Annotated in this window: 13 protein-coding genes; 8 read left to right on the forward strand and 5 right to left on the reverse strand. The window is 29.3% G+C overall.

Features of this window, described 5'->3' with window-relative positions:
- Positions 1-8: 8 nt before the first annotated feature.
- Entirely contained in the window at positions 9-929 is a 921-nt protein-coding gene (locus ACWJKS_RS02540) for a polysaccharide deacetylase family protein (RefSeq protein ID WP_462953234.1), read from the reverse strand.
- 237 nt (positions 930-1166) lie between these two features.
- Between ACWJKS_RS02540 and ACWJKS_RS02545 the strand changes: the two genes are divergently transcribed.
- Together ACWJKS_RS02545 and ACWJKS_RS02550 are read left to right on the forward strand one after the other, a co-directional pair.
- Positions 1167-1286, forward strand: a complete 120-nt coding sequence (locus ACWJKS_RS02545; RefSeq protein WP_224579158.1) for a cob(I)yrinic acid a,c-diamide adenosyltransferase — start codon at positions 1167-1169, stop codon at positions 1284-1286.
- Positions 1287-1520: 234 nt separating this feature from the next.
- Positions 1521-2996, forward strand: a complete 1476-nt coding sequence (locus tag ACWJKS_RS02550) for a 4Fe-4S dicluster domain-containing protein (protein ID WP_187351429.1) — start codon at positions 1521-1523, stop codon at positions 2994-2996.
- Between the two features lie 73 nt (positions 2997-3069).
- On the opposite strand, the gene ACWJKS_RS02555 is transcribed toward ACWJKS_RS02550, so the two are convergent.
- Both ACWJKS_RS02555 and ACWJKS_RS02560 read right to left on the reverse strand, forming a co-directional pair.
- Positions 3070-4662 carry an ABC transporter permease/substrate-binding protein gene (locus tag ACWJKS_RS02555; RefSeq protein ID WP_462960355.1) on the reverse strand — a complete coding sequence of 531 codons (1593 nt, stop codon included), beginning with the start codon at positions 4660-4662 and terminating at the stop codon, positions 3070-3072.
- A complete protein-coding gene (locus ACWJKS_RS02560; protein ID WP_165413311.1) occupies positions 4662-5789 on the reverse strand; it encodes an ABC transporter ATP-binding protein in 1128 nt (375 codons plus the stop codon). Before ACWJKS_RS02560 ends, ACWJKS_RS02555 begins: the two co-directional genes overlap by 1 nt.
- A gap of 571 nt (positions 5790-6360) precedes the next feature.
- Here ACWJKS_RS02560 and ACWJKS_RS02565 point away from each other — a divergent pair.
- Positions 6361-6765, forward strand: a complete 405-nt coding sequence (locus ACWJKS_RS02565; protein WP_462960356.1) for a hypothetical protein — start codon at positions 6361-6363, stop codon at positions 6763-6765.
- Positions 6766-6898: 133 nt separating this feature from the next.
- On the opposite strand, the gene ACWJKS_RS02570 is transcribed toward ACWJKS_RS02565, so the two are convergent.
- Positions 6899-7924, reverse strand: a complete 1026-nt coding sequence (locus ACWJKS_RS02570) for a DUF3048 domain-containing protein (protein WP_462960357.1) — start codon at positions 7922-7924, stop codon at positions 6899-6901.
- Between the two features lie 267 nt (positions 7925-8191).
- Between ACWJKS_RS02570 and ACWJKS_RS02575 the strand changes: the two genes are divergently transcribed.
- From ACWJKS_RS02575 to ACWJKS_RS02585, 3 genes are all read left to right on the forward strand, one after another.
- Entirely contained in the window at positions 8192-8932 is a 741-nt protein-coding gene (locus ACWJKS_RS02575; protein WP_165413313.1) for a LytR/AlgR family response regulator transcription factor, read from the forward strand.
- Positions 8920-10251, forward strand: a complete 1332-nt coding sequence (locus tag ACWJKS_RS02580; protein WP_165413314.1) for a sensor histidine kinase — start codon at positions 8920-8922, stop codon at positions 10249-10251. The genes ACWJKS_RS02575 and ACWJKS_RS02580 overlap by 13 nt, the downstream gene beginning before the upstream one ends.
- Positions 10252-10727: 476 nt before the next feature.
- Positions 10728-10943, forward strand: coding sequence for a hypothetical protein (locus ACWJKS_RS02585; protein WP_165413315.1), 216 nt, complete (start codon positions 10728-10730; stop codon positions 10941-10943).
- A gap of 197 nt (positions 10944-11140) precedes the next feature.
- On the opposite strand, the gene ACWJKS_RS02590 is transcribed toward ACWJKS_RS02585, so the two are convergent.
- Positions 11141-11743 carry an accessory gene regulator ArgB-like protein gene (locus ACWJKS_RS02590; RefSeq protein ID WP_165413316.1) on the reverse strand — a complete coding sequence of 201 codons (603 nt, stop codon included), beginning with the start codon at positions 11741-11743 and terminating at the stop codon, positions 11141-11143.
- A 174-nt stretch (positions 11744-11917) separates the two neighbouring features.
- Here ACWJKS_RS02590 and ACWJKS_RS02595 point away from each other — a divergent pair, with 174 nt between their 5' ends.
- On the forward strand, positions 11918-12067 hold the full coding sequence (locus tag ACWJKS_RS02595) for a cyclic lactone autoinducer peptide (protein ID WP_165413317.1): 150 nt from the start codon (positions 11918-11920) through the stop codon (positions 12065-12067).
- Positions 12068-12374: 307 nt separating this feature from the next.
- Positions 12375-12590 carry a hypothetical protein gene (locus tag ACWJKS_RS02600; protein WP_165413318.1) on the forward strand — a complete coding sequence of 72 codons (216 nt, stop codon included), beginning with the start codon at positions 12375-12377 and terminating at the stop codon, positions 12588-12590.
- Positions 12591-12693: the final 103 nt, after the last annotated feature.

A 12693-nucleotide genomic window follows, 5' to 3' on the forward strand; every position in this document is an offset into this window, starting at 1 on the left:
GTTAGCACTTATTTTATTGTTTTAAATTCATATCCTTGACCCTTTAAATATTCTATAATTTGAGGTAATGCATTAGCAGTTCCTATTTTACCATAAGTATCATGCATCAATATAATTACTTTTTCTTTTGTTCCAACCTCTTCCTTTAATATGCTAAGGAACTCTTCGGGACTTTTATTGCGCTTACCTTCCGCATCTTTAATTTGAGCATTCCAATCTATACTGACCATGTTTTTTTTCTTTAATATTGTATCAAACTCTGGTAAAGTTGGATCTTTATAATATGTCCTGGACATATATCCTCCTGGCACCCTTAAAATATTTGTATTAAAATCCTGGCCAAGAATATTTTTTAAAGCGTCCTCGGTTTTTTTCACATCATTCATGAAAACAGGTATATTAATTTTGTTGTTAGGAAACAACACATTCAGGCTATGACAATAAGTGTGATTGCCTATTGCATGTCCTTCATTAAATTCACGCTTTACAAGTTCTTTACTTTTTTCATTCTCTTCTACATTTTCTCCAATCAAAAAAAATGTTGCTTTAACGTCATACTCTTTTAGAATATCTAGTATTTGGGGGGTTACAGTGGTAGATGGACCATCATCAAAGGTAAGAAATGCTATCTTCTTACCATCATTTTTTTCTTTGTAATTTACTATGGCATTTACCTTTGTAGCATCATAAATGTACTTTTGTCCTTCTTTATTTACGGTATAATTTTTTGGTGGTTTATTGATGGTTTCATTATTATGCTGTAATGCATTATTATTTGTAGCAGTAACTGGTTCAGCTTTAACTTCTTCTTTAAGAAAATTTTTACCTATTATGAGAGCACCTATTAAAATTAAAAAAATGCAGCCAGATAATAAATTTATTTTTATAGTTCTTTTATTAAGTCTCTTTGTTTCATTAATATTTAACACTTATTTAACACTTCCTTAACAGCTTATTTGCAAATAATAAACACTGAATAAAATTACAATTAAATACAACTTGTCCAAAATTTGCAATATTATCATCTCATATGTAAAATGTTGTCGTATCTATACATTTATAATACTACTTATTCTAATTTAAGAGATTACAGAATTATTACAATTTCATTACATATTTCATATTACGTTTAAATTTAACTTGCTAAGCACTCAGAAAAAATAAGGATTAAACAAAATAATGAATATGATGTAGTTGTATTAGATGAGCTTACTATAGAATTATATTTTAAATTTATGGATATAGAATGTATATTGGAATTAATAAAAAATAAACCAGAAGTTTAGAACTTATTATAACAATGGTGTTTTGTCGAGGAAAGGTATTGTGGGTACTTGAGGGGCCCACTTGCTGATTTCTTAACATAGTGATATTATTTTAATGTAACTAAAACCAATTATTAGGAACAATACATATATATATTCTCGATAATAGGAATTGAATATCTTTTACACGTTTTTAAAAGTGTCTAGAATTTGATATTCGTACTTTACATTATAAAAATAGGAGAAGTGATAAATTTGAAGCAATTTGATAATGATATACAACTTATAAAATATGAGGTAATAACAGAGGTAGTTAAACTTGCGATTAAAGGAACTCTAAAAAAAGAAGGTAGAAATCTATTTAAGGTTCTTGTTCCAGGCCCTAAAGCAAGAACTCGTTGTTGTATTCATAAGGAAAGAGCAATTATTGGGGAAAGAATAAAACTTGTAATGGGCGGATGTAAAAAAAACAAAAATGTTATTGAAGTAATAAGTATTGCTTGTGATGAATGTCCCATACAACGATTCACGGTTACCGAAGCTTGTAGAGGTTGTTTAACACACAAATGCATTCAAGTATGCCCTGTGGATGCAATTCACTCTATAAATCGTAGATCTTACATTGATACAGAAAAATGTATTGAATGTGGCAAATGTGAAGCTGCTTGCCCGTACAACGCAATCTCTGATGTTATGAGACCATGTCGTAGAGCTTGCAGTGCAGGCGCATTAAGTATTGATGAAGATAAAAAAGCAGTAATAGATAATGATAAATGTATACAATGCGGTGCTTGTGTTTATCAATGCCCTTTTGGTGCAATTATGGATAAATCATCAGTAGTAGATATTACTAATGCATTAATAAAATCAAAAGAAGATAAAAATATGCATGTATATGCTGTCGTTGCCCCTGCAATCGCTAGTCAATTTACCGATGTTAAGATTGGTCAAGTACTTTCAGGTATAAAAAAAATGGGCTTTTATGATGTCGTAGAAGCAGCTATTGGTGCAGATATGGTAGTTCAAAATGAAACAAAAGAATTTATAGAAACTATCGAGGAGCTCAAAACTATGACAAGCTCTTGTTGCCCAGCTTTTGTTTCATATATCAAGAAAAATTACCCAGAGCTCGGTAAACATGTATCAAGCACAGTTTCTCCGATGATAGCAATTTCTAAGCTCATTAAAAATACAGATCCTTTAGCTAAAGTTGTATTTATTGGACCTTGTACGGCTAAAAAAATGGAAATAAAGCAATCAGATATAAAAGGCATTACTGATTATGTAATGACTTTTGAAGAACTTCAGGCAATGCTTGAGGCATTTGAAATAGATCTTCAAGAGTGTGAAGAACTTCCTTTGAATAATGCTTCTTATTATGGAAGGATTTTTGCTAAAGCTGGTGGTCTTACCGAAGCAGTAAAACACTTAGTTGATGCTGAAAATGTTTCAGTTGAGTTTAAACCTATTAGCTGTGACGGCCTTATTGAATGTGATAAAGCCTTGAAATTATTGAAATTTAATAGATCAAACGGCAATTTCATAGAAGGAATGGCTTGTTCTGGTGGATGCATAGGTGGAGCAGCATCCCTTAAACATGGTTCACGAGATAAAAATGAAGTAAATAAGTACGGAAAATTAGCGTTAGAAAAAGATGCTAGCGATTCACTCAAAGTAATAAAGGTAGAGGAAATTGATATGCACCGTGGTAAAAACTTCATGTCTAAATAATCTTTTATAAGAAGAGGTATAGCAAAATTTTGCTATACCTCTTCTTATAAAAGATATTCTATAACTTTATATACTACTTAATCAATTTATTTTCCCTCAAAAAGTCTTCGGCAACCTTTGCTGGTTCTTCGGAAAGCTTATCAACTTTATAATTTAAGTCTATCATTTTTTCTTTCGTAATCTTGCCGCCTAATTTATTAATTAAAGGTTTAAGTTCTGGATGTTTTTCAAGAGTTTTACTACTAACTATGGGTACACAATCATAATTTGGGAAGAAGTTTTTATCATCTTTTAAAACCTTAAGGTTATATGACTTTAATAACCCTTCAGTTTTAAAAGCATCTATAGCATCTACTTTTTTATTGTCTAAGGCTGCATACCGAAGTCCTCCATCAATCGCGCTAGCACTTTTAAATTTCAAATTATATACTTTAGTTAATCCTGAATAACCATCTGCTCTATTGCAAAATTCTAATGTAGCACCGAGATTAAGCTCGCCTCCTACTTTTGCAAGGTCTGAAATGGTCTCTAGATTGTATTTTTTAGCAGTGTCTTGTCCTACCGATAATGTATAAGTATCATTAAAACCAAGGGGGTTTAGCCAAGTTATACCGTAGTTTTTAATGTAATAATCACTTACAATTTTATAAGCTTTAGCTGGATCATTAATTGGGGACCTCTTCATAATACCGACTAAACTCATTCCAGTATACTCAGGGTACATGTCTATTTCACCAGTTTTTAATGCAGAATAAGCGAGTCCTGATCCTCCTAAATTTAAATGTGTCTCTACTTTGATATCTGTATTTTTTTCTATTAGTGTTGCTAGTATATTACCTAATATAATTTGTTCGGAACTGTTGTAACAACCTACCACAATAGTGTCAGTTTTTTTAGTGGACATATACACACCGCTAGCTATCAGTATCATAGCTAAACTACTAGCTATGATTTTTTGCGTTTTACTAAACTTATGTTTTTTTCTCTTAGACAGTTTAATTGTTCCATCTGCTTTTCTGATTCCTGGAGGTGTTACCCCTTGTTCAATTTTCTCTACAATAGAGTCCATTAACAGTGCTAATAAACATGCAGGAATTGCTCCAGCTAGAATCATATTATTATCTACCGTTTGCACACCTGAGAATACCATATATCCAAGTCCGCCTGCACCTATAAATGCTGCAATTGTCATAAGTCCAACAGCAGTAACTGCTGATATTCTTATACCAGTCATAATTACTGGGAACGCAAGTGGTAATTGAACTAATTTAAGTACTTGTTTATTTGTCATACCCATGCCTTTAGATGACTCGATTACATCTGGATTTATATTCATAAGTCCAGTATAGGTATTTTTTATAATAGGAAGTAGTGAATATAAAAATACCATAAGTATTGCTGGCGTACTACCTATTCCAAGTATCGGTATTAAAAACCCTAATAAAGCTAAACTAGGTATTGCTTGTATTAAATTCGCAAGACCTATAACGGGCCCCGATAACTTCTTAACTCTAGATATTAATATACCTAAAGGGATTCCAATAATTATGGCTATAACCACAGCAAATACGGTTAATTCAATATGTTGAAGTGTTAAATCTATTATTTGACTCTGCCTTGAAACTACAAAGTCTTTAAAACTAACTATTCCATTTAATATGCCCATTATTCATCATCCTCCTGGTTAATATACTGATTGCTTAAAACAATCAACAAGCTACTCTCAGTAATTAATCCAACTAATTTAGAACTGTCATCTACAACTGGAACATATCCAATTTTAAGTTCATTCATTAGATTTAATATATCTATTAAAGAGTCATCTAAATTAACGGTTTTAATTTCTGTGCCCATAATAGTATTTACCTTTATAGAACCTATATAATTCCTTATAATATCTTTTATTGTAATGATTCCTTCCAGCTTATCTTCTTTATTAATAATTAACAAGCTGTCCACTTTGTTTGCCTTCATGATTTCTAAAGCTTGGACTACTGTTCTGTTGCCACTAGTTGTAATTGGCTCTGTAATCATAATATCCCTAGCTTTTATAAACCCTGGTTGCTGCCATATTCTATTTTTACCTATAAATTCTTTAACGAAATCATTAGCAGGATTATTTAAAATTTCTTCTGGAGTATCATACTGAACAATGTTTCCGTCCTTCATAATACAAATTCTATCACCGAGCTTAAGGGCTTCATCCATATCATGAGTTACGAAAACTATTGTCTTTTTAGACTCTTGCTGAAGATTAAACAATTCATCTTGAAGCTGATTTCTCGTAATTGGATCTAAGGCACTAAAAGGCTCGTCCATAAGAATTACATCTGGATTTGTTGCCCAGGCCCTTGCTACCCCAATTCTTTGTTGCTGACCTCCACTTAATTCACATGGATATCTATCAACATACTCTTCTGCCTTCATTCCTACCATCTTTAAAAGTTCAGTTGTTCGGTCAAGTATTTTATCTTCTGGCCATTTTTCCAGCATTGGTATTATTCCAATATTCTCTCCTACAGTCATATGTGGTAAAAGTCCTGTTTGCTGTATGACATACCCCATATTCCGTCGTAGCTTAATTGTATCACCCTTTAATATATTTTTACCATCCAAGTGTATGCTCCCTGATGTTGGTGAAATTAACCTATTAATCAATTTTAAGGTTGTGGTTTTACCGCAACCACTTTGTCCTACTATAACTACAAATTCTCCCTTATTTACAGTAAAACTAATGTCGTTAATTACGGTTTTGCCCTTGAAAACCTTCCTTATATTCCTAAACTCTAACATATAACCTCTCCTCAATAAAATAATAGAATGTCAGTCAAATTTTATTAATTAAAACTAACAACCTATATGGTATCATAGGATTGTCTGTTTACAAAACTCCATAAATTGAGAATAAATGTGACAGGTCTGTCAATATTGGGGTATAGGTGACATACGGATAAAAATGGAACATATGCTAGATAATAGTACCATTACTGGCTATATGGTCTTTTATAGGGGCCGAATATAGGCTATTTATGTTTTAAACATTTTATATTTTGTTTTTGTAGTACAAATCGAGTTTGTTTTAGTCGCCCACGTAAGTTTTACGTTTTAAGTGATGACGGTAAAGAAGCATATCATTGTTTAAAAAGTGAGTGGAAATCTCTTTCAAAACACTTAGATGTATTATTAATGGAGGATGGGTTTAAAACTTGGAAACCCTAGTTATAAATTGTTCACAATATTGACACTTAAATGCAACAATTATTTGTTACTATTATTAAAAGAAGCAGAAGTGCTGAAAAATAATATCAGTATTAAAACGAAATTATAATATAGCCTTTAATGGCGGAAATGGGGACGAATTACTATGAAAATCAAAGCAAAAAATGCGTCTAAAAAATCAGGGAAATCTGCTATTTCAATTACTTTGTATGTTGTCGCTTCAGTTGTTGCAATTATGGGAGTTGCATTATTAGTTAATAATGTTTTCTTATATAGAACTAACTTTAATCAAGCAGTAGCTCAGGGTTATTCTGCCGCTACTGTAAGAGATGCGTTAGTGCCATCACAATTGTTGCCAGGAATATTTGAACCAGTTGCAATATATGGAGGTATCGCATTTCTTCTATTAGGAGTGGGTGTAGTAAACAAAAAAGTTTCAAAATGTTTAATATGCTTAACTAAAGCTGAGGTTTGCAATGATATTGTTGAAGAAGATATTGTAGAAACAACTAATCAGGAAGAAATTGATGGAAAAATTCAAAAAGCTTAATCGAAATACAACAAAAAGACTTGTCTCATTATACGAGGCAAGTCTTTTTTTATATTATAAGGTTCAAAAAAAAAAAAATTCAATCTAAATAATTAATATAGCAACTATAGTAGTAACCGCCTAACCTTATAATTTACTTAATATCTACAATGGTATTTTTATCTACAATGTTCCAGCAAGTTTTTCCGGGATTTAATGGCAAATTATTACCACCCTCATCAGTTAGAAGTGTTTGCGAAGTGGCATCTTTTTTAGCCCAATGCATTTTTATAAATTTGCCATTACTAATAACATAACCATCCCCCTTACCTACAAGAGAAATGTCTAAATGTTGTCCATCTGCTTGTTTTTTAATGGAGGTGATTTGCACCACTATGGTTTTAAATGCTAGTGGAAGCTTATTCTCTTTATTAGTTGATGATTTTCCATCCATGCTTTTGAGGTAAAGCCCATCCTTATAATTGTAACCAGTGTTGTAATTTTTGTTTATTTTTAAAAGTACATCTATAGCTTTCGGTGATTTAGCGTTATCCCAATAGCCTTTGTCAAATTTTAATTTTACAGTAGGAGCTTTGACAAAATCTTTTCTTTTAACAAGTTCTCTTAATTTTTCTGTGGAGGTATAAAGATTATGAGGAGCCTTTCGCAGCGAATCTCTCCAATAAGTAGAAGCATGTGTCATTTCATTCATACTCATCAAGTTTTCATTTTTTATTTTAACAAGAGCTTCCGAACTTCCACCACAATGAGCAAAGGGCAGGTTATATTCTTTTGAAATATCTAAGAAGTAAGGCCTGGCACTTCTAATTGGTCCAACCTTTTCAGCATTGTTTTTTTGAAATAATGCAATGAATCTAGGTGTGCCACCTTCAGCCATGGTCTCATAAACTATATCCGCAGCATTCAAACCCGATTGAGGTCTTGCAGCTACTGAGTTTTCTACTACCACAAGCACAGCAATATTATCTAATAGTTCTTTTTTTACCGCTTCACCCGTATAAGGAGAGAAGTACTTTTGTGAGGTCTTTACAGCTGATTCTGTTTTTTTAGGGTTTGATTGCTTTGGCGTAGCAATAGATTCAGCTTTTTTGCTACAACCCTGCGAAATAAAGCTTATGGAAATAATTATACAAAATAATAGTATAGATTTGTTTTTCAAAGCAACATCTCCTTAGTTAATTTTAGAGGAAAACGTCATTACATTCATTCCTCTATTTTAATCTATTCGAAATATCGTGTATATAGAATAATATAAAAACTAAAAATGCCATAGGAGGATTAAATTCGCTCATAAAAACCACCGCGGGCATAGCTCATGTAACTAATTAGCAATGTAGTGTTTTTTTGTTGGAAATGGTATAATAATAATGTAAATTGTCATATTATTATAAGTTTTAGTTTGAATTCTTATTAAGGTGGTGCTAAAATGCTTGATATAATTATTTGTGAAGATAATGAGATGCAAAGGGAAAAGATTGAATGTATTATAAAAAATAAATTAATAGATTTAAAGCTTGATTTAAAGATAGTTTTATCAGCTGATAATTCTAAAGATGTAGTTAATCATCTTAAGAACAACATAGAAAAAAGCTTTATTTACTTTTTAGATGTAGATTTAGGCACTAAATCAAATGGAATAGACCTTGCAAAAGAGATAAGAAATTATGATACAAAAGGATATATTGTTTTTATAACTTCACATGCTGAGTTATCATTTTTAACATTTAAATATAAAGTACGAGCTTTTGATTATATCTTAAAATTTGATGATGAGGCTCTTAAAAGCAGCATTTCAGAATGCTTAAGTGGAGCCTACAATAATTATAAAAATGTTAATGTTAAAGAAAAAGAAGTCATTTCAATAAATCTAGTGAATAGGATTGAAAACTTTCTATTTAATGAAATCCTATTCTTTGAAACAGCAGATATTGGTCATAAATTAAGGGGCCATACGACTAATGGCCATTTTGAGTTCTATGGAAAAATGAAGGATCTAGAAGCTAAATTACCATCATATTTTTATAAATGTCACAGATCTTATATAGTTAATACCACCAAAATTAAGTTTCTTGATAAAAAAAATAAAACTATCTATATGATTAATGATGAGATCTGTTATAGCTCAGCATTATATCTAAAAGGATTAATTAAAAAATGTTTAATATGATAGTGGAGTTATTATATATATTTATTATTGCATTAAATTTTGGTATTATTATGATTAATATAAGTTATATGGAAATAACTAAAAAAAACTTTTTAGTTATTAATAGTGTTTTATTTTCTATAATTGTATTATTGAATAATTATAATGAAAATAAGTTGATAATTCCTATTACAACAATAATAATGACTATATACTTATATATACTTTTTAAAAAAGTATACTATGCTCTATTAATTTCTATTTTTATACAATTGATTTTTGCTTTTGGTGATGCTGTTACTGGGGTTATCTTAGTTTTTATTTTAAAAATTAAATATTGTGATATACTAAATAATCCTAAAATTAAATTATTAACAGCTTTATTAATTTTAATAGTATGTTATTTTCTAAGTAAATTTTCATGTAAAGTTTTAAAAAATAACTATATTAAAAATTTTTTGAATATAAAATCAAAAAATATTTCTATTTTAGTCTCCACTGTAGTAATATCACTTATTTCTATATATTCTTATTCTTTATCATTAAAAATGATATTTAATAAGCCTAATAAATTTTTTATTTCATTAAACCTTTTTTTGATAATTAGCTATTTTATTGTGATATTAATATTAACTAATACAAATAACGAAAGTATTAAAAAAGATTTAGAATGGGATTACAGAGAAAAAGAATTGGACCATCTTAAAGAATATACTATAAATTTAGAAAATCTTTCAAATGACTTAAGAAGTTTTAGACATGACCAAATTAATATATTCCAAACAATAGGGGCATATATCGAGTCAGAAAATATAAAAGAGTTGAAGGAATTCTATTATAAAGAATTAATGCCTGAAAGTAAAAAAATATTGGAAAAGAATCGATCTTATACATCACTTATGCATATAAAAATTGATTCGTTGAAAGGACTACTTTCTTCTAAAATTATTAAGGCTCAATCAAAAAACATAAAAGTCAAAATAGAGATTGTGGACGATGTTAATGAATTGTCAATATATTTAATAGATATCTGTAGGATTATCGGAATTGTTTTTGATAATGCAATAGAAGCTGCGATATTATGCGATAACAAATTTATTGAATTTTTAGTATATAAAAATAATAATAGTACTACATTTATTATAAAAAATTCTTGCCCGGAAAATACTGCATCTATTCATAAAATATACGAGAAAAATTTTTCAACAAAAGGCGTCAATAGAGGAATAGGCTTAAAAACTGTTAAAGATATTTTGAATGAAAAATATGATAATGTATATTTAAATACTAGTATTGATAATTTCGTTTTTACACAAGAACTAATTATTGTTAATAATTAGTTCTTGTGTTGTAAATTTTCATAGTCATTATTTGATTTTCTGAAAATAAAGAAGTCTAAGAGAGTAATTTATTGATAAAAATTAATATTAATTACATTTCACGCTCAAAAAAGCCCAACTTAGGAAATAATGTAGAATCAAATAATTAAACATGGTAAAATAAAGTCATGGTAATTCAAGTAAATCGATAGAAGAACTGAGGAAAAAGGGTTTATAAGATTGTGCTAAAAGTTTGGATTTAGTGCTAAAGAAATAGACTAATAATTATATTGTATGTAAACGATTATCTGAATTGAATAATTATTAATCATGATGATATCTTGTTCCATTCTTTTGTTTAGGTATTTTAGTTCTCGCGAAACTAAAATACCAAATCATGAGCGGGAAGCAAGTTATTTATATAAATTATAAAAATATAATGGTGTAAGTCAAAGATAGATTAATATTTTGACAATACCACAAAAAAGGGGTGTCGTATGGAAACTTATTTATGTCCAAAAATTGATTGTACTTCAGTTGAATATACTGAAGATCAAGCGTGGGTTATAGTATTTATGGCAGCGTTACTAGCGGTAGGTGCTACATGGATGATAGGTATGTCAGTGTGGTGTGTTAGTAATGGTTACAAGGGATTCACTGGTGATTATAGCATAGTTGAATGGGGATTAAAAGTCAATTTTGAATGTAAATAAAATGTAATAATAAATTTATTTTATTATTGCAACATCTTAGACAAGCTTATAATTAGGCTTGTCTAAGATTTATTTATAATCTATATTTGGATACTGTAAGGATATTTAGAATTAAAAATATAATAATGTATATTTAAATATTAGTATTGATAACTTCGTTTTTACACAAGCACTAATTATTGTTAATAATTAGTGCTTTAAAGTTGCAGATTTTTATAGTTATTATAAGGTTTTCTGAAAATAAAGTAGGCAAAGGGAGTAATTAAAAAGGATTCTTGGAAGATGGAATAAATAATTATATTTTTATAAATTGAATTTGGTAATAATAGACTTACTGAACACGAAATTAATACAACAGCGATAGATTTTAGTTTTAAAGCTTTTCTTAATTTTTTGCTTACAAGGGGACGCTCAGCTGTATCGGCAGGAGCATATTTAACAACTAAAATTAAGCTTATTAAAAATAAGATAATTATTGAAGTTCTATTTAGAGTGAAATTTAGACTTAAAAACACATTTCCTAAGAAAATTATATAATTTAAAAAAATACACTTTAGGCTAGAGTCTGCATGAACGCCATTAGCAAAAGATCTAAGGAAGCCAAAAACTATAAATGCTATTAATGTATAGGTGAATACTTTAAGAAAATATGATGTTATAAACAGAATAATTAATTTGTATATACTAATTAATATAACTTGAGTGCCATAATGGAGTATTTCAAGTTCTTCCTCTGTCTTATCTAAATTTTTTTTGACAAATTCCATGTATAAGTTGCTTAATTTTTCATTTATATTCATATAACGCCACCCTAAACAATAATTTATTGATAAAAATTAATATTAATTACATTTCACGTGCAAAAAAGCCCATCTTAGGAAAAAATGTAGAATTAAGCAATCACAATATGGTAAAATAATATCATGGTAATTCAAGTAAAGCAATAGGAGAACTTAATAATAAGGGGTGGAAAAATGAAAAATTTAATATTAGAAAAAGTAGCTTCAATAACTTGTTCTGGTGTATCGGCAGTGGCGAAAGCTTCATCATCAATGTGTATAGTTTGGTCATTTAATGAATGTAAGATGCCTAAATCACTATATAAGGTTGATAAAAAATTATAAAGAGATTTGGTATGGGTTTGTATTTTAGGTAAGAATATTAAAAGGACGACCCTTAAAGGTTTATAATATGGTAGTAGAGAAATAAGGTTAGTAATTATTTTGTATGTAAACGATTGACTGAATTGAAGAATTATTAATCATGATGATATCTTGTTCCTTTCTTTTGTTTAGGTATTTTAGTTCTCGCGAAACTAAAATACCTAATCCTGAATTGGAAGCAAGTTATTAATATAAATTATTAAAATAAAATTGGGTAAGTCAAAGATAGATTAGTATTTTTGACAATACCACAAAAAAGGGGTGTTGTATGGAAACTTATTTATGTCCAAAAATTGACTGTACTTCAGTTGAATATACTGAAGATCAAGCGTGGATTATAATATTTATGGCAGTATTACTAGTAATTGGTGTTACATGGTTCATAGGTATGTCAGTGTGGTGTCTTGCTAATGGTTACAGTGGCTTCACTGGAGATTATAGCATAATTGAATGGGGATTAAAAGTCAAATTTGAATGTTATTAAATGAATAAAATGCAATAAAAAAGCTATTTTATTGCATCATTCTTCAACTTAGACAAGCCTATAATGGATAATAAGCTTGTCTAAGTTTCATTTAAATTTATAG

Source organism: Clostridium sp. CM038 (genome assembly GCF_055081105.1).